Below are 19,109 nucleotides of genomic sequence, written 5' to 3' on the forward strand. Positions count from 1 at the left end.
GTGGACAATTTCCCCGAGGAGGGCTTGAAAGTTTCTTAATTTGGGTTGCTGTTATCTTTTCGAGACGCTACTGTTACATCTCGTTGGTAACAAGAAGGTCACAATCTCGTAACTAACTCGGTGGGGATGTAACACCCGTTCTGCGCAGATTGTGAAAATGACGAAAGAAGACCTAATGCGAAGCAAAGTTCAGCGTGGCGCCGGCCGCCATCGCAAGATTGTCACCTCGCAGACCGCGAAGGGCCGCATTGCCGTAATGACGGTTGCGGCAGGTGCAGTTTCCACGGCCGGCGTTGGTGGCGCAGCCGCCGCAAACATCCAGTCCGATGACGCGGCCACCACCAAGACGCAGTCCGTTGACTTCGAGCTCGCCTCTGACTCCACCCAAGTTGAGGATGCTGCTGCGGCTCCGGTTGATACCACCCCGCAGATCCTCAACGTTGCTGAGGCTAAGCCAGTTGCCGATCTGACCGATCAGCTCAACAAGGCCATTCAGGCCTCTGAAGAGCGCGCCGCTGCCGACGAGGCTGCTCGCGCTCCGTCCGTAGCTCGCCCGGCCGAGGGCGCATTCACATCTCCATTCGCTATGCGCTGGGGCACCTTCCACAAGGGCGTCGACATCGCCAACTCTCCCGGCACCCCAATCCTTGCCGTCATGGATGGTACGGTCATTGACTCCGGTCCAGCTTCCGGCTTCGGCCAGTGGATCCGCATCATGCACGACGACGGCACCATGACCGTTTATGGTCACATGCAAACTCTTGACGTAGCCGTTGGCGAGCACGTGCATGCCGGCCAGAAGATCGCCGGCATGGGCTCGATGGGCTTTTCCACCGGCTCCCACCTCCACTTCGAAGTTCACCCGAACGGTGGCGAGGCAATCGATCCGCAGCCTTGGCTGGCTGAGCGAGGCATCGACCTCTAAGGTCCCCACCCCAACACCTTCTTGTTAAGCGCCGCAGAGAACTTCTCTGCAGCGCTTTGTCATGCCCACAGATACCCTCCCCTCACCTAGTACACTCGCCCAGAAGATGGGATTACATCAACTGCGCCCCAAACCGCCCCAAGGGCGCACTACACCGCCCTTGGCGCCGCCTGAGGACTCCGCTGCCATTAGTGAACACAGCACCAGCTAGACCCTCGCCACGGCCCCACAAGGGCGCCAGAAGCGCATTCAGGCAAGTCCAGCGCGCAGGCTTGTCGCAGGTGAGTGGATATTTTCAGCTTTCAGCCGCCGATACCGCACGAGACTGCGCCCCCAAGCCATGAGCTCCACCCCCAAGGTCCACCCCCAGACCCTAAACCAATACTTTACAGACGCCACTCCAGTCACATTCACAACACGCGTAACAAGCTGGCATGTTCGAATAATTTCGAATTATTTCCGCCTCTACCAGCGTTTTTTAAGATTGCGCGGGCTGTTCGGGCGGGCTAACTTTTAACTCGTTGCCACGAGCGATTTCGAACGCAAGCATTTCCGCTTTCGGCGTGTCGCGGTTGGCAGTTGCAAGACGCCGCCCCTCTAGGGGCGGGCGTCCCGAGACCATGCACAGCCATGAAAAGGACTTTAACTATGAAGCGCATGAACCGCGCACGCAAGAACGTGGCGCTGAGCATCGTTACGCTTGGCACCGTACTTGCTACCGGCACCACCGCTTTTGCTGCAGAGCCAGTGGCTAGCGTGGACGTATCAGACGGCTCTTCCGAGCCCACCGCTACCAATGTAGATAACGCCGGAGTGGTCGACGCCCTCGTTGGCTTGGCCACTACTACCGTAGGGGTTCTCAACGGCGAGGCTACCCCGCAGGTAGATGGAAACGAATCCGGCGGAGTAAATATCGTCTTGGATCCTGGTTCTGTACCGGGATTGAAGGAAGCATTCGCTCCACAGGGAAATCACTCCGGACTCACCACGAAGCGCGGCAAGGACTCCGCGGGCAATACCGTGGTCTTTCCTACCTCCGGCACGCTTACTTCTGGCTTCGGCCAGCGCTGGGGCACGATGCACAACGGCATCGACGTAGCTAACCCGGTGGGCACCCCGATTCTGGCGGTCATGGACGGCACCGTCATCAACTCCGGCCCGGCACAGGGCTTTGGCAATTGGATCCGCATCCAGCACGATGACGGCACCATCTCCGTCTACGGTCACATGTCGGCAGACCAGCTCAAGGTAAATGTGGGCGAGCGCGTGACCGCGGGTCAGGAAATCGCCGGCATTGGCAACGAGGGCCACTCCACTGGCCCGCACCTCCACTTTGAGATTCACCCAGGTGGAGGAGCACCCGTTGACCCAGTCTCCTGGTTCAACGAGCGCGGCATTACGGTCTAGAGCTTTTCCATCGGCACCCCGCCGATGAGCATCAGCCGGACCTTACCGGAAGAACCAAAGTCCACGGTGACCGTGGCACGCTTACCGGAGCCGGACGTCTCAATGACAGTTCCGAGCCCGTACTTAGCGTGATTGACGCGGTCACCCACGGCAAGGTTGAGGTTATTGTTCTTAGGCATTGAGGTCGCCGCTGGCTTGCTGGTGCGCTGCGATGGGGAAGACGCAGCGCGCTGGCCACCGCGGGACCCGCCTCTACCCCACCCGGACCAATCGCGGCCGTAGGAACGACCATATTGGTAGTCGTCCTCGCCCCACGCGCCGGTTAAGGAACTATCGGAGTCTTCGCGCCGCCAGTTGATGAGGTCTTCTGGGACCTCGCCGAGGAAGCGGCTGGCGGGATTAGTCACCGGATTGCCCCACGCCGAGCGCAATATGGCACGGGTGAGATACAGCTGCTCACGAGCGCGGGTAATGCCCACATAGGCGAGGCGGCGCTCCTCGCTCAGCTCCTTCGGGTCACCCAGTGAGCGCATATGCGGGAATTGGCCATCCTCCCAGCCGGTCAAAAAGACTACGGGGAACTCAAGACCCTTGGCGGTGTGCAGAGTCATCATGGTGACCACACCAGTCTCGGAATCTGGGATCTGGTCAGCATCGGCCACCAGCGACACCTTTTCCAAGAATGCCTGCAGCGAACCGGGCGCAGCTTCGCCCTCCTCTACTAGCTCGGAGGGGTCCACTGCATCCGCACCGGATGCGGCAAGCTGGTTGGCCGCCTCCGAGGTGAATTCGCGCGCCACCGATACCAACTCGTTGAGGTTATCTAGGCGCGCACCGTCCTGCGGATCATTCGAATTTTCCAATTCCGCCTTGTATCCCGTGGCATCCAAAATGGCGGAAAGCAGCTCGCCCAAATCCGGTTGGCCGGTAACCTCATCGCGCATGGACGGGATCTGATTGCGGATACCCTCCATCATGTCGTTGAATTTGGTTACTGCGTTAATAGCCCGAGTGCCAAGGCCAGGGACGTCGCCCCGGGGGACATCGGCAAGCGCCTTGCCAAAGCTAATGCCGTGGTTTTCCGCATGGAGGGCAATATGCCCCTGCGCCTTGTCACCAATGGCGCGCTTGGGCACGTTGATGATGCGGCGCAGGCTTACCGTATCGTCCGGGTTATCCAAGATGCGCAGGTAGGCCACCATGTCGCGGATTTCGCGCCGCTCATAAAAGCGCGTGCCACCCACCACCTTGTACGGAATTCCGGAGCGAATGAAGATATCTTCCAGCGCACGGGAGGCGTTATTGGTGCGGTACATGACCGCGATATCGGAATAGCTGCGGCCCTTATCCGCCAAGGAGTCGATTTCAGAGGCGATGAACCGCGCCTCATCGTGCTCATTATCGGCAACATAGCCTACGATCTGCTCGCCCTCACCGTGGGCGGTCCACAGGTTCTTCTCGCGGCGATTCTCATTCTTGGCGATCACGGCATTGGCCGCGTTGAGAATGGTCTGCGTAGAGCGATAATTCTGTTCCAGCAAGATCGTGTGCGCCTGGGGGTAGTCGCGCTCGAATTCCTGAATATTTCGGATGGTGGCCCCGCGAAAGGCATAAATGGACTGATCGGAATCACCCACTACGCACAACTCGGGAGCATCGGGGCCGAGCTCTCCCCTGCCCACGAGCGCGGCAACTAGGGCGTATTGGGCGTGGTTGGTGTCCTGGTACTCGTCAATTAGCACGTGCTTGAAGCGCCGACGATAGAACTCCACCACCTGCTGGTGCTGGGTGAAAATCCGCACCACCTCACCGATGAGATCATCAAAGTCCACGGCATTGGCCGCGCGCAGGCGGCGCTGGTATTCGGCATAGACCTGGGCCACGGTGGTTTCAAATGGGTTCTTGGTCTGCTGCGCCTTTTCCAATGCGGATTCGGGACCGATGAGCTCATTTTTGTGATTAGAAATCTGATTAGCCAGGACCCGCGGGGTGTACTTCTTTAGATCCAGCTGCATATCCTTAGCGATCATGGACAATAGCCGGCGGGCATCATCGCCATCATAAATGGTGAAATTGGTATTAAGCCCCGGCACCAGCTGCGCATTTTGGCGCAAGATGCGCACGCAAATGGAGTGGAAGGTAGACACCCACATGCGCTCGGCCACGGGGCCGACCAGCCCGCCCACGCGCTCCTTCATTTCCGCGGCGGCCTTATTAGTAAAGGTAATGGCGAGGATCTCCCACGGATTTACCCCGCGATGGCGCATGAGATAGGCAATGCGGCGGGTAAGCACGGCGGTCTTGCCGGAACCAGCGCCGGCCACGATGAGCAGCGGGCTGCCCGTGTGGGTAACGGCCTCAAGCTGCTGTGGGTTGAGGCCCTCGGTCAAGGCATCGGGGGATTCGGATTCCGGGCTCGCTGCGCGCGGTGTGCCGAAGCCGCCAAAGGGGCTTGGTGTGGGTGCGCCGCCGGTGGACGGGGAAGGGCTAAAAGGAGAGTTTTCGTTCATAGTGCCTTCCAACCTACTAGCCCCACCGGACACGCCCCGTATCTGCCGTGCGAGCTGCTATTTCCTTTTGCGCGGGCGGGTGGCACAATATGGTCTTATGACCGCAGAAGATAACAAGGACATCGTCGATAACGGCCTGGACATCCGCACGCCTTCGGGTACGGATGATCCCCTATCTGATGCGGAGATCCAGCAGTATCGCGAAGAAATCAACCGCATGGACCGCATCATCTTGGATGCCGCCAAGCGCCGCACGGAAGTCTCTCAGGCTATTGGCCGCACCCGCATGAGCTCCGGCGGCACCCGTCTGGTCCACACGCGCGAGATCGCCATTTTGAATCAGTTCCGCGATGAACTTGGGGAAGAAGGCCCCACCATCGCCTCGGCGCTACTGCGGATGGGCCGCGGCCGCCTGGGTTAGCCGAATAATTACGACCCAGCCGATACTATGCAGTACCCTGAATTAGCATGAATGCAGTTCTCGTCGCCGTCATAGTCATGCTCGTGCTCGCCCTCCTGCGCGTGCATGTGGTGGTAGCGCTCTTCCTAGGAGCCATCGTCGGCGGGCTCCTGTCGGGCATGGGCCTCGATGCCACCATGGTCGCCTTCCAAGACGGCTTGGGCGGCGGCGCCAAGATTGCCCTAAGTTATGCCCTCTTGGGCGCTTTTGCCATGGGCGTAGCCTCGGCCGGGCTGCCACAGGTCCTGGCTAATTTCCTCATCCGCAAGCTCGGCGGCAGCGGCGAAGCAGACCCCAAGACCGCCCTGGCCACCAAGTGGATGCTCATCCTAGGGCTCATCGCCATGTCCGTGATGAGCCAGAACCTCATCCCGGTCCACATCGCCTTCATTCCGCTCATCATCCCGCCGCTACTTACAGTGATGAATAAGCTGCGCCTGGACCGTCGGCTAATTACCACCTGCCTGACCTTCGGCCTTATCACCACCTACATGTTCATTCCGGTGGGCTTTGGCTCCATCTACCTAAATGACATCCTGCTCTTTAATATCCAGCAGGCGGGGCTTGATACCTCCGATATCAATATCATGCAGGTTATGGGCGTGCCAGCGCTCGGTATGCTCGCCGGCCTACTCATCGCCATTTTCATTAGCTACCGCAAACCGCGCGACTATGAAAACCTGCCCATCGCGGCTGAGGAGCACCAAGAGGCCCCCTCTGCTTATAAGGTGTGGGTTTCCGTCGTGGCCATCATTGCCACCTTTGCGGTGCAGATTGTCATGCAGGCGCTCGACTTCGAATCCGATGGCCTCATGGTCGGTGCGCTGACCGGCTTGGGAATTTTGCTGCTTACCGGCGCGGTGGATTGGAAGCACGCGGACGATGTCTTTACCAATGGCATGAAGATGATGGCGCTCATCGGCTTCATCATGATCACCGCCCAGGGGTTCGCCTCGGTCATGACGGCGACCAATGAGGTCGGCCCGCTGGTGGATGCCACCGCCAACCTCTTTGGCACCAATAAGGTCCTTTCCGCCGGCGCGATGCTGGTGGTGGGCTTAGTGGTCACCATGGGCATCGGCTCTTCCTTTTCCACCTTGCCCATCATCTCCGTTATCTATGTGCCGCTATGCATGTCGTTGGGCTTTAGCCCCGCGGCCACCGTGGCGCTTATTGGCACCGCAGGCGCGCTTGGCGACGCCGGCTCTCCCGCCTCCGATTCCACCCTCGGCCCTACCGCGGGCTTGGGCGCGGATGGCCAGCACGACCACATCCGCGACTCGGTCATTCCCACCTTCATCCACTTCAATATTCCGCTGCTTATCGCCGGCTGGGCAGGCGCGCTCATCCTCTAAGACGGCCCGACGCGGTAGTGCTTTCTGGACTACGGTGGGAGGGGTACATGTTGCCAATGCGCTAGTTGCCAGAAAGGCCAACCATCATGGATATCACCGCATCTGCCCAGTGGAGCGAGCTCGCGAAGGTTTATGAGGAGAAGAAGGACCTCAACCTCCGCGAACTTTTTGCCGCCGATGCAGACCGCGCCCGCAACTTCACCTTCGACGCCGCCGGGCTGCACGTCGATCTGTCGAAGAACCTGATCGACGGGGACATCGTCAAGCAGCTGGTTGAGGTAGCCAAGGCCGCTGACCTTGAGGCCCGCCGCGACGCCATGTTCGCCGGCGAACACATCAATAACACCGAGGACCGCGCCGTGCTGCACACCGCACTGCGCATCCCTGCCGAAGATGACTTGAGCGTTGACGGCCAGGACGTCGCCGCCGATGTCCACGAGGTCTTAGGCCGCATGCGCGATTTCGCCACCGCGCTGCGCTCCGGCTCGTGGCTCGGGCATACCGGCCACACCATCAAAAAGGTAGTCAATATCGGCATCGGAGGCTCTGACCTCGGACCAGCGATGGCGGCCAAGGCACTGCGCTCCTATGAGGTCGCCGGCATCTCCGCCGAATTCGTCTCCAACGTTGACCCGGCCGATATGGCCGCCACGCTCGATGGTCTGGACGCAGAATCTACCCTATTCATCATCGCCTCCAAGACCTTTACCACCCAGGAGACGCTAACCAATGCGCACGCTGCACGCCGCTGGCTCATCGAGCAATTCAATGGTGACGAATCCGCCGTGGCCAAGCACTTCGTCGCCGTGTCCACCAATGCGGAGAAGGTAGCCGAGTTCGGCATCGATACCGAGAACATGTTCCCGTTCTGGAATTGGGTCGGCGGCCGCTACTCCGTGGATTGCGCCATCGGTCTGTCCCTCATGTGCACCATTGGCCCGATGGACTTCATGCGCTTCCTCGAGGGCTTCCACGCCATGGACGAGCACTTCCGCACCACCCCACTGGAAGAAAATGTCCCGGCACTCATGGGACTCTTGGGTGTCTGGTACACCAACTTCTTCGGCGCCCAGACCCACGCCGTGCTCCCCTATTCCCAGGACCTCGGCCGCTTCCCGGCCTACCTGCAGCAGCTGACTATGGAATCCAACGGCAAGTCCGTGCGCCGTGACGGCACCGCGGTTACCGCCCCATCCACCGGGGAAATCTACTGGGGCGAGCCGGGCACCAATGGCCAGCACGCCTTCTTCCAACTCATGCACCAAGGCACCCGCCTCATCCCGGCGGACTTCATCGGGTTTGCCCGCCCGAAGCAGGACTTCCCTACCGCCGATGGCTCTGGTTCTATGCATGACCTGCTCATGGGCAACTTCTTTGCGCAGACCAAGGTGTTGGCCTTTGGCAAGACCGCAGAGGAAATCACGGCCGAGGGCGTTGACGAGGCAGTCGTGCCCCATAAGGTCATGCCGGGCAACCGCCCGACCACCACCATCCTGGCCGAGGAACTCACCCCGCAGACCCTCGGCGCGCTCATCGCGCTCTACGAGCACATCGTGTTCACCCAGGGCGTTATCTGGGATATCAACTCCTTCGACCAATGGGGCGTGGAGCTGGGCAAGCAGCAGGCTAATGACCTGGCGCCGGCCGTCTCCGGCGCTGCCGCCGCCGACTCCGGCGACCAGTCCACCGATGAGCTCATCGGTTGGTACCGCTCCAACCGCTAAAGGCCCACTTTGAGCCGCGTTATCCCCTCCCACCCACTCGGCGGGGGGCGGATAACGCGGCTGCTTTATGGCCTAGCTTGCCCCACGGCGATGTAAAACAAGCACGTTCTGCCCAAGATCAGCGCGAAATCGGGCGAAACGTGCTTGCTTTGTCAGCGGAATGCGGTTTAGAGCTTTACCATCGGCTCCCAGCCGAATGGGATGTGATCAGAGTCCACAATCTTGCGGCCGAACGGGAAACAGGTCACCGGGATCATCTTTAGGTTGGCCAGCGCGGCTGGGATGCCCACGATGGTCACTACCTGTGCCGCCGCGGTGGTGACGTGGCCAATGGCCAGCCACAGGCCGGCGACTACGAACCAGACGACATTGGAGAAGGTGGACATGGAGCCGCTTCCCTTCACCGGCTGCACCACCGAACGGCCAAATGGCCACAGGGCGAAATTAGCCATGCGGAACGACGCCACGCCCGCGGGGATGGTGACGATGAAGATGCAAGCGATAATGCCAAAGATGAAGTAGGCCAAGGCTAGGAGGAACCCGCCGGTGATGAACCAAATGATGTTAAGAAGGGTACGCATGTCCCCCACACTAGCGCGGTCGTCTTACTGCGCGGGGTGAAAAGGCTGGCAATGCGGGCACCACCAGATGATGCGCTCGAGTTCACCTTCATCACCTCCGCGATCCACACCGCCGAGCGCGCCCTTGGTTATGAATGTGCCGCAGCGTCGACAGCGCTTGCGATTGCGGCCGAAGACATAGGTGGTCTCCCCGGCGCGGCGCACCCCCGTGGTTACGCGCACCGGGGAGGTGCGGTTGGCCCACATGATGCGCCGAGAGATATCGAGGATGCGGTCGGTATCGACCTCGGCCACCGGTGTGGCCGGGTGCACCCCCGCGAGGAAACAGGCCTCGGCGCGGTATTCATTGCCGATCCCCGCAACGACTTTTTGGTCTAGCAGCGCCGCTCCGATGGCTCGCTGCGGCCGGGAGTTAAGCCGGCGCAGGGCCTCCTCGCGGTCCCAGTCGGGGTCGAGAATATCCGGACCGAGGTGAGCGATGCGCTGGTGGTAGTGGTCAACAGGATAGATATCCACAAAGCCCAATTGGTGACCAACGACCTCGATATCGCGCGGGGAGTTGGCCAGCTGCAGCACGATGCGGGCGGTATGCCCGGGCTTGCGCCAGCGATCGCCTGCGTAGTGGATGGCCCAAGCGCCTTCCATTTTGAGGTGTGTGTGCACGATGGTCTGGTCGAATTGCATGAACAGGTGCTTGCCGTAGGGCCAGACGCGCTCGCACACCATGCCGTCTAGGTGCACGGTGGCATAGCGCGGCACGCGCACGGAGCAACCGGTCACCTCGCGGCCGGCCATGAACTGCAGTCGGTTGGATAGCTGCAGGACGGAATCGCCTTCGGGCATAACACCTCCTGTGGATCTTTAGCGGCGGTACCCGCCGCGCGGGCGGAAACCACCATTATTGCGCGGAGCGGGCGGTGGATCATCAAAGCTGAGCTCTTCGATGGCCTCGGAGGCCCGGCGGCCTGCCCGCGGGGTGCGCGGAGCGGCGGCGCGGGCGGAGATGCGCACGCCCTTAGGCGTAATCCCGGCGCCGGCTTCGCGCAGGTGGGCCGCCGCATCGGTTTTATGGATGGGGCTGCCATTGCACTTTTCGACGACTAACGGGGACAACGCTCCCCTCGCCACCATGTCCGTGAGCGCGGAAACCAAGCGGGGATATACCTCGGCGGGGTCGATGCCATCGGGCAGCGATTCGATAAAGGTGGTGAGGGTTTTGCCGCCGCGGGTGAGGTGGGCGATGGGTAGGCCGTCGATAAGCACTACCAGCGCGCCGGCCGAACGGGTGGGGCCGCCGGTGGTCTTGCCGTCGGCGTCGTCGCGTTGCGGCCAGGGGAGGGCCGCACCGTAGGGATTGGCCGGGTCGCAGGCGGCGAGGACAAAGGTCTCGGGCTCGGTGGTACCAGAGGGCCAGCCGGTCACGTCCGGGGAATCGGCCAGGCCGCGCAGGCGGTCGATAATGGCGGGCGTCGAAAATTGAGCAGCGCCGAGCCCGTCGATGACGTAGCCGCGCATGGCCTTGCCGGATTCTTCAAAACCGGAGAGCACCTTATAGGCCAGAGCAAAGCCGCCGAGCACGTCTTCGGCCACGACGGAGCCGCGGGTGAGCACGCCGTAGCGGTCGAGCCAGGCCTCGCCGTGGGCGACGGACCGGGAGGTGGCATCGGTAGAGGCTGGTACCGCCAGCGACCACCGGCCCATGACATCGGGCGGGGTCCCCGCGCCCGCGGCATTCTGCGCCTGGGCGAAGGAGGTACGACCCATGCGCAGGCGGGAGCGAGTGGGCCGCCGCTTCGAGCGATGCGCGGTGCGGCCCGAGCGGGAACCGCCGGAAGACAGTCGGGTGCGAATAGGCGCGAAAGAATCGGGGCTCACCAGGCCCATCTCCACTAACCCCCAGAGGGCCTCGCGGGTCTCCTCGGTGGTACCGGGGGCCTCGGCGGCAATATCAGCAAAGAGGAAGCCACCTCCGCGGCCGAGGACATCGAGGATGGAGCGCTGCACCATGCTGACGCCCTCGGCATCCGTTTCCGGGGCGAGTTGAGCAGCATAGTCTGAGGGCAACAGCATGATCCAGGGGTCGGCCGCGCCGGCCTTGCCAGCACCCACAATGAGCACCTCGCCATTGGAAGTGAGCTCATCGAGCATGGTGGGTGAATAATCGCCCACCCGGGCGGGCAGGATGAGCGATTCCCACGCGGAGGCGGGCAGGCGCACCCCGGCGAGCTGCTCGATGACGGAAAAGACGCCATCGGCACCGCGCAGGGCCGGGCGCTTTCCAGCCGGTGCGATGCTATGCCACTCCGGCAAGAAACGGGCGAAGGTAGCGCCCGAGACCGGCTCGGTAGCAGCCCGCGCGGCGGCGAGCGAGCGCGAGCGAATGGTCTTCAGCACCGCGGCGGCGCAGTACTCCTGCTCCTCCACTCCCTGCCGGTAACGGCCTTCCACTACCCCATCGAGCGCGCCGAGGACGGTGTGCGCGGCGGAGACGGATATGTCGAAGGCCGCGGTGAGATCGCGCAGCACAAACGGACCGCGGGTGCGGGCCCAGCGCGAGACCAGCTGCGGTAAGGCATCGGAAATAGTGGCTACCTGGGCGGGGATGCCGGGAGGAATGGGGATGCCCAGGGCGTCGCGAAGCAGGGGCGCATCCTGTGCTTGGGCTAGGTGCTCGCGGCCGCCAATGCGCACGCGCATAATCCGGGTGCCCAGCTGGTCTAGGGCGGAAAGCGGCACGTCGGTGTGCTCGCCTAGCTCGTCTATGGGAATCGGCCCCAGCACACGAAGCAGGTCCGCAACTTCCTCGGTGGTGCGCGCCCGGCGCGAGGGATGGGTGCGCTGGAGCTGGGCATGGACCTCGGCGATGATCTCCGGATCGAGCAACTCGCGCAGCTCCACCGTGCCGAGCAGCTTGGCTAAAAGCGCCGGGTCGAGGGCCAAGGCGGCCGCGCGCTTTTCCGCCAACGGGGAATCGCCCTCGTACATAAACGCGCCGGTGTAGTTAAACAGCAGCGAAGAGGCAAACGGCGAAGGCTGCTCGGTGGTGACCTCCGCGATGCGGATGCGCCGGTGGCCCAGCTCCCGCATGACTTCCGTAAGAGCTGGGACATCGTAGACATCCTGGACGCACTCGCGCACCGTCTCCAGGATGATGGGGAAGGACGGATACTTGCGGGCAACGTCCAAAAGCTGTTCGGCGCGCTGGCGTTGCTGCCACAGCGGCGCGCGCTTGCCGGGATTGCGCCTAGGCAAAAGCAGCGCGCGGGCTGCGCACTCGCGGAACCGGGAGGCAAAGAGCGCGGAGTTGCCCACTTGCTCGGCCACGATATCAGCGATCTCATCCGCGTCGAAGGCAAAGATGGATCCATCGGGCTCGGATTCTGCCTCCGGCAGGCGCAGCACGATTCCATCATCGCCGGCCACCGCCTGCGGATCCATGCCGGTGCGCTCGCCTACCCTGGCCCCCACCGCAAGTGCCCACGCGGAGTTGACCGGCCGGCCAAACGGGGTATGCAGCACCACACGCCAATCGCCTAGCTCATCGCGGAAGCGCTCAAGCACCAAAGTCTTTTCATCCGGGATGACACCGGTGGCTTCATTCTGCTCCTGCAAATAGGCCACGATATTGGAGCGCGCATTATCATCGGCATCTGCAATGATATCCGGCGACGAAAATACCTCGCGGCGGTACTCGCCCAACGCCTTGCCCAGCTCATAGGGGCGGCCCGCGCCATCGCCATTCCAAAACGGCAGGCGCCCGGTATGCCCCGGTGCGGGCGTGACCAACACCTGGTCGCGAGTGATGTCCTCGATGCGCCAACTGGTAGCGCCCAAGGTAAACACATCGCCCACCCGGGACTCGTAGACCATCTCCTCATCCAGCTCGCCCACCCGGCGCGGAGCACCACCGGAGCCCTCGCCCGAACCGGTATAGAGGAATACGCCAAACATGCCCCTATCCGGAATCGTGCCGCCACTGGTCACGGCCACGCGCTGGGCGCCAGGCCGCGCGGTCATTACTCCCGTCACACGGTCATAGACCACGCGGGGTTTAAGTTCCGCAAAGTCCGTGGACGGATACACACCGCTTACCAAGTCCAGCACGGAGTCATAGACTTCCCGCGCTAGATCGCGGTAGGGCCAGGCCCGGCGGACCATCTCGTACCACTCATCGGCATCGAGCCCGTCCTCGCCGGCCGCGGCCACGGCCGCCACTGTCTGCTGCGCCAGTACGTCCAGCGGGTTGCGCGGGGTATGCATTTCCTCAATGAGCCCGGCGCGCATGCGCGATACCGTCAGCGTGGACTGCACCAGATCCGCGCGGTGCTTGGGATAAAAGGAGCCGTGCGAAACCGCGCCCACAAAGTGCCCGGCGCGGCCCACGCGCTGCAGCCCGGAGGCCACGGAGGGCGGCGATTCCACCTGCACGACTAGCTCCACGGCACCCATATCGATGCCCAGCTCCAGCGAGCTTGTGGCCACCACGGCATTGAGCGTGCCCTCCTTCAGCATCGTCTCTGTCATCGCGCGCTCGTCCTTGGATACCGAGCCGTGGTGGGCGCGGGCGATGACCGCCGGGGCCTTGCCGGCGACGTCGACCTGTTTCATCAGTTGGGCTGGGTCGCGCCGAGTCTCAGGCGAGAGCGAATCCGGATCGTGCTCTTGTGCATAGAGCTCATTGAGCCGGCTGGTCAGTCGCTCGGCGGTGCGCCGAGAGTTTACAAATACCAACGTGGAGCGATGCGCCATGATTTCCGCATAGAGGTCATCCTCAATAAACGGCCAGATGGACTTGGCCGTGGGCAGCGCGGATTCATCCACGGAAGGAGAGCTGATGCCAATCGCATCATCCACCGTCATCTCCCCAATGGTGGAGCCTTGCTCCGGCGTGGGGAGATCGGACATATCCTCCACCGGCACATGCACGTCCAGCTGCCACTTCTTCTCCGCGGCCGGCGCCACAATTTCCACCGGCCGGTTGCCGCCCAAGAAGTTTGATACCGCAGACAGCGGCCGCACGGTGGCGGAAAGTCCAATGCGCTGGAAGTCTCCTGCCACCTGCTGCAGGCGCTCCAAAGTCAGAGCCAGATGCACGCCGCGCTTGGTACCGGCTAGGGCATGGATCTCATCGATGATGACGGTATCCACCGTCTTTAAAATCCCCGCCGCCTTGGAGGTCAGCATCAAATAGGCCGACTCCGGGGTGGTAATCAAGATATCCGGCGGCGTGCGCACCTGCTGCGCACGCTCCGCGGAAGGCGTATCGCCCGAGCGCACGCCTACCGATATATCCGGCACCTCCAGCCCTAGGTTCTCCGCAGTGCGCGCGATGCCGGTCAGCGGGGCGCGCAGGTTATTTTCCACGTCCACGCCCAGCGCCTTGAGCGGCGAGATATACAGCACCTTCACCCCGGCGGCGGATCCAGTTGTCCCTGACCCCACCGGCAGCGCCAGCTGCCCCTCGCGCTCGACCAAATTATTCAGCGCCCACAAGAACGCGGCGAGCGTCTTACCAGAACCGGTAGGAGCCACCACAAGGGCGTGCTCGCCACGGGAAATCTTCTCCCAGGCCTGCGCCTGCACGGCGGTAGGAGCAGCAAATACATCCTTAAACCACTGCGCTACTTGGGGCCGGAAGCGGTCGAGGATGTTTTCTGGCATGCCCACACTCTAGTCCGCGTTGTAATGTGGGCACCATGACCGTCGAGATTTCTGATTCCCGCCTGACCAATTCCCTCGCCCAGGGCTGCGGTGAGATCCTGAAAGGCGTGCGCAACGGGGGCCTGCTACGGGGCCTTTCGCTTGGCGACGCCGGCGATGAAGCCGCCCAAGAATGGATCTCCCGCGTCCTCGAGCAGCACCGTCCCCAGGACGGCATGCTCTCTGAGGAAGCCTCCGATGACCTAGCCCGTTTGAAGAAGGACCGCGTATGGATCGTGGACCCGCTCGACGGCACCAAAGAATTTGCCACCGGCCGCCAGGACTGGGCCGTGCATATCGCCCTGGTAGAAAACGGTATCCCCATCCACGCGGCGGTAGGCCTGCCGGACAAGGGCGTAACCTTCAAATCCTCGGACGTGCGCGCAGTCACCGGCCCGCTGTCCAAGAAGTTCGTCATCTCCCGCAACCGCCCGCCCAAGGTAGCCGACTACATTGCGGAAAAGATGGGCTATGAAACCGTGGGCGTCGGCTCTGCGGGCGCCAAGGCCATGCACGTGCTGCTCGGCGATTATGACGGCTATATCCACGCCGGTGGCCAGTACGAGTGGGATCAGGCCGCTCCGGTGGGCGTCGCCCAGGCGGCCGGCCTGCACTGCTGCCGCCTCGACGGCTCCGAAATCCGCTTCAATAATGAGGACACCTTCATCCCGGACATCCTCATCTGCCGCCCCGAGCTGAAGGATGAAATCTTGGAGCACGCCCAGGCCTTTGCCGCGGAGCACGGCGTATTCTAAACTAGTGCGCATGATTGAGACCCCGTATGAGGATCTGCTGAAGAAGGTCCTAGAGACCGGCACCCCCAAAGGCGATCGCACCGGCACCGGCACGCGTTCTATTTTTGGTGCGCAGCTGCGCTATAACTTGGCCGAGTCCTTCCCGCTGCTGACCACCAAGAAGGTCTACTTCCATGCGGTGTTGGGCGAGCTTTTGTGGTTCCTCAAAGGCGAGTCCAATATTAAGTTCCTGCAGGACAATAAGGTCCGCATCTGGAACGAATGGGCGGATGAGAACGGCGAGCTAGGACCGGTCTACGGCGTGCAGTGGCGCTCCTGGCCCACCCCGGACGGGCAGCACATCGATCAGATCCAGCAGGCGCTCGACACTCTGAAGAATAACCCGGATTCCCGCCGCAACTTGGTCTCTGCATGGAACGTCGCGGAGCTAGACAGGATGGCTCTGATGCCCTGCCACCTGCTCTTCCAGCTCTACGTGGCCGATGGCACCTTGTCTATGCAGGTCTATCAGCGCTCGGCCGATATGTTTTTGGGCGTTCCCTTTAATATCGCCTCCTACGCGGCGCTGACCCACATGTTTGCCCAGCAGGCTGGCCTCAAGGTGGGCGAGCTCATCTGGACCGGCGGCGATTGCCATATCTATAACGACCATGTGGAGCAGGTCAAAGAACAGCTTTCCCGCGAGCCGCGCCCCTACCCGCAACTCAACCTCCACAAGGCGGAAGACATGTTCTCCTATGACTTCACCGATTTTGAGATTGAGGGCTACGACCCCCACCCCACCATCAAGGCGCAGGTGTCCGTCTAATGTTGGGCGCAATCTGGGCACAGTCCCTGGACGGCATCATTGGCGATGGCGAGCAGATGCCCTGGCACGTGCCGGAGGATCTCAAGCACTTTAAGGACGTGACCATGGGCGCGCCGGTCATCATGGGACGGAAAACCTGGGAGTCCCTCAACCCCAAGTTCCGCCCGCTTCCCGGCCGCGAGAACTACGTGCTCTCCTCCCGCACGCCCGGCCAGTGGTCCGCCGGCGCCCAGGTGCTTACCGCGATGCCCTCGCTTTCCGACGCCTGGGTTCTCGGCGGCGGCCAAATCTACACCGCTACTTTGGACCAAGTGGACCGCATTGAGGTCACCCTCATGGGCGTTAATATCGGTAGCACCTACGGCGATAAATCCATCTACGCCCCCGCCATCCCCGAGGAGTTCGGCCTGGCCCACAGCACCGACTGGCTCACCTCCGCCAAGGGCCACCTCGCGCTGCCGGACAAAGAGGCCAGCGACCTCCCCATCAAGTACCGCTTTTTAACCTACGACCGAAAGGATACAGCCTAATGACTGTACAAACCCCCGAAACCAACTCCGACGTCACCATTTTCTACGCCGACTGGTGCCCCTTCTGCGCCAAGCTCATCAAGAACTTGGACCGCACCGAAACTCCATACGAGCTTGTCGACGTCGAGGGTGAAAACGCCGACGACATCAATGCCTGGATCGAATCCGTCAACGACGGCAACCGCATCATCCCCACTGTCCTCTACTCCGACGGCACCCACGAGACCAACCCACCAGCTTCCTCCGTGCGCAATAAGCAGAAGGAATTGGCCGAAAGCTAACCCACACCCCAGCCATTTCGGGGCGCTCCTGCCCCACTGCTATGATTAGCCAAGTTGCACACGCAACCCCGCCCCAGTAGCTCAGGGGATAGAGCACGGCTCTCCTAAAGCCGGTGTCGGTGGTTCGAATCCACTCTGGGGCACCAAGTTTTTCACAATAAATCCCTGTTGACCAGTGTCAACAGGGATTTCTCAGCAGTGCACCCTGCCCCTCATGGAACCCCTGCTACTGTTCCTCATTCTCGCGCGCAATTGGAATTGTAAGCGCCACGTAAACAGTGAGGCTCACCAGCAAGACGAGGTGTAAAGGCTCCTCGAACATCGCCCGCGAACCGTTCTGTATCCATTCAAACCCCAGCAAGGCAATGATGCCGACGGTCTGGACAACGAAAGCAATTCTGATGTTTCGCAAATTCTTGGCAAGCAAACGCTCGTCAGAGATTTTGTTTAAGAATGGCAATTTGGTTCCTCCCAAAATAGTTGATCCAGCGAGCTACCCAACCTGTGGCAGATCGCAAGGCAAAGCTTCAAGGTCGGGTTATACCGGCCATTTTCAAGCAAATTGATTGTTTGACGCGTAACCCCAACATCCTTGGCCAACTGAGCCTGGGTCAGCTCAGCCTGCAGCCTCGCAATCTTTAAGGGACTCATCAAACCTCCTAATGTCGGGTATACACGACTATATGTAATCTATACACGACATTCAAGGGTTCAGTACAGCACCCCAAGGATGAAAAGCTCTGACACTGCATAACTTTGTACTAGCCGCGACTAAATCCGCCAGCACTTCTCGACACTGACCCCAGCTGAGATATTGCCAAAAGACCCTCGCCTTTCCGACGAAATGCATCAACCTTTGACAGGCCCACGAAAGACAACCTAGGAACACAAACGCCGCCGATTCCACAACTCGAAGTTCCTATAATTGATCTGACCCTAGTATTGACCAAGACATTTGCAACCAGAGCCTTCGTCTCGGCGATCATATACAATCTGGATTCATCTTCTTCACAGCCTGCTTTTTATGAATTGCTCTGGTTCGAAGCACGGCCGCCCTCCCGCGCCGACTAGACAAGGCTTTCAGCGAACCATTCCACCGCATACCGGAATAAAGGCCGGTATCAGCCCTCTGCTTTGAAAGTCAGGCGAGTCAATTTCCACCCCGGAAACTTTTCCGGTTCCATAACTACGTTGGACACATCCACCTGGAGTTCTTCTTCAAGTTTTACCCGCTCTTGAAAGTCGTTCGTATTCCTAACATGCCTATAAGCCACATCCGCTGTCTGCCCAGGTCCAAAGTGCAAAGTTCCGACTATAAAGTCTCCGTATCGGGGAATATAGAATCCTCGGGTACCTCCCCGGAAACCATCCGGCCGATAGAACACCTCTCCATTATCAAACTCCCATGCACCACCTATAACTACGGCTTTGAACCGATTATTTTTGATGACCGCTCGTTGGGAACCGAGGTAGTGCAACTCAAGGTCCGGCTTTCGCAAATTATCAAATGCCCAAAGAGCAATCGCAACAAGGAAGCCAGAAATTATTCCGGACACCACTCCAGTAATAAGATTTACAAACATGCACAGATTATAAAATCTGCCGGCTAGTGGCCATCGGAGTGAAAATCATTTCACAGGATGAATTGGAAAATCACCCCATGGATTTTCCACTCTGAAATACTCAAAAGGCCGATGCGGAAGCAATTCGACAGTCCCGTCGGTACGACGAATCCAATGCTCACCACGAGCATCCGTAAACGAAATCTCAACTCCTGGCTTCCGCATCATTCCTCCCCAGGTATGTTCCAACCACATAGAATACGTTCCAGGGGGCACCATCCAACGAAGGTACCGATTAGTATTTGGGCGACAATCTTCGCTCATGGCTGATACCGCCTCACTCGTCTGGGGCCCGCTGCCTACGGAAATAACTAGATGAATAACGGGCCTGACCCCCGGAAAGTAGACACGTCGGGGGTTAGCTATGCTGCTTGGGTCAGTGTAGCTGAATTCTCGGCTTCAAAGACGTCAGGAGCTGAAAGATTGCACCAGGAGTGCCGTCGGCGTGTGT

16 protein-coding genes and 1 tRNA gene are annotated in these 19,109 nt (G+C 60.8%); 10 read left to right on the forward strand and 7 right to left on the reverse strand.

The annotated features are described in order from the left end of the window. Positions 1–175 precede the first annotated feature (175 nt). Both QP934_RS04690 and QP934_RS04695 read left to right on the forward strand, forming a co-directional pair. Positions 176–925: a M23 family metallopeptidase gene (locus tag QP934_RS04690; RefSeq protein ID WP_198492735.1), complete on the forward strand. Its 750-nt coding sequence runs from the start codon at positions 176–178 to the stop codon at positions 923–925. Between the two features lie 648 nt (positions 926–1,573). After that, complete coding sequence (locus QP934_RS04695) at positions 1,574–2,332, forward strand: M23 family metallopeptidase (RefSeq protein ID WP_269953237.1); 759 nt, start codon at positions 1,574–1,576, stop codon at positions 2,330–2,332. On the opposite strand, the gene pcrA is transcribed toward QP934_RS04695, so the two are convergent. Then, entirely contained in the window at positions 2,329–4,842 is a 2,514-nt protein-coding gene (gene pcrA, locus QP934_RS04700) for a DNA helicase PcrA (protein WP_419126929.1), read from the reverse strand. The two genes, QP934_RS04695 and pcrA, sit on opposite strands and share 4 nt — an antisense overlap. 97 nt (positions 4,843–4,939) lie before the next feature. Between pcrA and QP934_RS04705 the strand changes: the two genes are divergently transcribed. The 3 genes from QP934_RS04705 (at position 4,940) to pgi (ending at position 8,381) form a co-directional block, all read left to right on the forward strand. Further along, positions 4,940–5,263 carry a chorismate mutase gene (locus QP934_RS04705; protein ID WP_023021988.1) on the forward strand — a complete coding sequence of 108 codons (324 nt, stop codon included), beginning with the start codon at positions 4,940–4,942 and terminating at the stop codon, positions 5,261–5,263. A gap of 47 nt (positions 5,264–5,310) precedes the next feature. Then, positions 5,311–6,657, forward strand: a complete 1,347-nt coding sequence (locus QP934_RS04710) for a Na+/H+ antiporter family protein (protein WP_049377695.1) — start codon at positions 5,311–5,313, stop codon at positions 6,655–6,657. A gap of 86 nt (positions 6,658–6,743) precedes the next feature. Next, positions 6,744–8,381, forward strand: a complete 1,638-nt coding sequence (pgi, locus tag QP934_RS04715) for a glucose-6-phosphate isomerase (protein WP_419126930.1) — start codon at positions 6,744–6,746, stop codon at positions 8,379–8,381. Positions 8,382–8,548: 167 nt separating this feature from the next. Here pgi and QP934_RS04720 read toward each other — a convergent pair whose 3' ends face one another. From QP934_RS04720 to QP934_RS04730, 3 genes are read right to left on the reverse strand one after another with little or no spacing between them, the layout of a single operon-like run. Next, complete coding sequence (locus QP934_RS04720) at positions 8,549–8,962, reverse strand: YccF domain-containing protein (RefSeq protein ID WP_284791883.1); 414 nt, start codon at positions 8,960–8,962, stop codon at positions 8,549–8,551. Between the two features lie 24 nt (positions 8,963–8,986). Next, positions 8,987–9,805 (reverse strand): DNA-formamidopyrimidine glycosylase family protein, encoded by an 819-nt coding sequence (locus tag QP934_RS04725; RefSeq protein WP_419126931.1) that lies wholly within the window; start codon positions 9,803–9,805, stop codon positions 8,987–8,989. A gap of 18 nt (positions 9,806–9,823) precedes the next feature. Beyond that, a complete protein-coding gene (locus QP934_RS04730; protein WP_419126932.1) occupies positions 9,824–14,623 on the reverse strand; it encodes an ATP-dependent helicase in 4,800 nt (1,599 codons plus the stop codon). Between the two features lie 35 nt (positions 14,624–14,658). On the opposite strand from QP934_RS04730, the gene QP934_RS04735 reads away from it, so the two are divergent. The 5 genes from QP934_RS04735 to QP934_RS04755 all read left to right on the forward strand — a co-directional run bounded on the left by QP934_RS04735 (position 14,659) and on the right by QP934_RS04755 (position 17,182). After that, a complete protein-coding gene (locus tag QP934_RS04735) occupies positions 14,659–15,417 on the forward strand; it encodes a 3'(2'),5'-bisphosphate nucleotidase CysQ (protein ID WP_419126933.1) in 759 nt (252 codons plus the stop codon). A gap of 10 nt (positions 15,418–15,427) precedes the next feature. After that, positions 15,428–16,225 (forward strand): thymidylate synthase, encoded by a 798-nt coding sequence (locus tag QP934_RS04740; RefSeq protein ID WP_284767722.1) that lies wholly within the window; start codon positions 15,428–15,430, stop codon positions 16,223–16,225. Next, positions 16,225–16,755, forward strand: a complete 531-nt coding sequence (locus QP934_RS04745; protein WP_284766833.1) for a dihydrofolate reductase — start codon at positions 16,225–16,227, stop codon at positions 16,753–16,755. Before QP934_RS04740 ends, QP934_RS04745 begins: the two co-directional genes overlap by 1 nt. Then, a complete protein-coding gene (locus tag QP934_RS04750; RefSeq protein ID WP_284811066.1) occupies positions 16,755–17,036 on the forward strand; it encodes a glutaredoxin domain-containing protein in 282 nt (93 codons plus the stop codon). The genes QP934_RS04745 and QP934_RS04750 overlap by 1 nt, the downstream gene beginning before the upstream one ends. 70 nt (positions 17,037–17,106) lie before the next feature. Next, positions 17,107–17,182, forward strand: a tRNA-Arg gene (locus QP934_RS04755). Positions 17,183–17,262: 80 nt separating this feature from the next. On the opposite strand, the gene QP934_RS04760 is transcribed toward QP934_RS04755, so the two are convergent. From QP934_RS04760 to QP934_RS04770, 3 genes are all read right to left on the reverse strand, one after another. Next, entirely contained in the window at positions 17,263–17,496 is a 234-nt protein-coding gene (locus tag QP934_RS04760) for a hypothetical protein (protein WP_419126934.1), read from the reverse strand. Beyond that, entirely contained in the window at positions 17,484–17,687 is a 204-nt protein-coding gene (locus tag QP934_RS04765; RefSeq protein ID WP_287555919.1) for a helix-turn-helix transcriptional regulator, read from the reverse strand. Before QP934_RS04765 ends, QP934_RS04760 begins: the two co-directional genes overlap by 13 nt. Positions 17,688–18,157: 470 nt before the next feature. Next, on the reverse strand, positions 18,158–18,619 hold the full coding sequence (locus QP934_RS04770; RefSeq protein WP_287555922.1) for a hypothetical protein: 462 nt from the start codon (positions 18,617–18,619) through the stop codon (positions 18,158–18,160). Positions 18,620–19,109: the final 490 nt, after the last annotated feature.

This window comes from Corynebacterium sp. MSK122, assembly GCF_030229435.2.
GTDB classification, from domain to species: Bacteria; Actinomycetota; Actinomycetes; order Mycobacteriales; family Mycobacteriaceae; genus Corynebacterium; species Corynebacterium marquesiae.

What these genes read in the sequence shown, in the direction of transcription:
- QP934_RS04740 (WP_284767722.1), top strand. Translation starts at nt 15,428, where the DNA reads ATGATTGAGACCCCGTATGAGGATCTGCTGAAGAAGGTCCTAGAGACC.
- QP934_RS04725 (WP_419126931.1), bottom strand. Translation starts at nt 9,805, where the DNA reads ATGCCCGAAGGCGATTCCGTCCTGCAGCTATCCAACCGACTGCAGTTC.
- QP934_RS04730 (WP_419126932.1), bottom strand. Translation starts at nt 14,623, where the DNA reads ATGCCAGAAAACATCCTCGACCGCTTCCGGCCCCAAGTAGCGCAGTGG.
- QP934_RS04720 (WP_284791883.1), bottom strand. Translation starts at nt 8,962, where the DNA reads ATGCGTACCCTTCTTAACATCATTTGGTTCATCACCGGCGGGTTCCTC.
- QP934_RS04710 (WP_049377695.1), top strand. Translation starts at nt 5,311, where the DNA reads ATGAATGCAGTTCTCGTCGCCGTCATAGTCATGCTCGTGCTCGCCCTC.
- QP934_RS04750 (WP_284811066.1), top strand. Translation starts at nt 16,755, where the DNA reads ATGACTGTACAAACCCCCGAAACCAACTCCGACGTCACCATTTTCTAC.
- QP934_RS04705 (WP_023021988.1), top strand. Translation starts at nt 4,940, where the DNA reads ATGACCGCAGAAGATAACAAGGACATCGTCGATAACGGCCTGGACATC.
- QP934_RS04695 (WP_269953237.1), top strand. Translation starts at nt 1,574, where the DNA reads ATGAAGCGCATGAACCGCGCACGCAAGAACGTGGCGCTGAGCATCGTT.
- QP934_RS04765 (WP_287555919.1), bottom strand. Translation starts at nt 17,687, where the DNA reads ATGAGTCCCTTAAAGATTGCGAGGCTGCAGGCTGAGCTGACCCAGGCT.
- pgi (WP_419126930.1), top strand. Translation starts at nt 6,744, where the DNA reads ATGGATATCACCGCATCTGCCCAGTGGAGCGAGCTCGCGAAGGTTTAT.
- QP934_RS04735 (WP_419126933.1), top strand. Translation starts at nt 14,659, where the DNA reads ATGACCGTCGAGATTTCTGATTCCCGCCTGACCAATTCCCTCGCCCAG.
- QP934_RS04770 (WP_287555922.1), bottom strand. Translation starts at nt 18,619, where the DNA reads ATGTTTGTAAATCTTATTACTGGAGTGGTGTCCGGAATAATTTCTGGC.
- QP934_RS04690 (WP_198492735.1), top strand. Translation starts at nt 176, where the DNA reads ATGCGAAGCAAAGTTCAGCGTGGCGCCGGCCGCCATCGCAAGATTGTC.
- QP934_RS04745 (WP_284766833.1), top strand. Translation starts at nt 16,225, where the DNA reads ATGTTGGGCGCAATCTGGGCACAGTCCCTGGACGGCATCATTGGCGAT.
- pcrA (WP_419126929.1), bottom strand. Translation starts at nt 4,842, where the DNA reads ATGAACGAAAACTCTCCTTTTAGCCCTTCCCCGTCCACCGGCGGCGCA.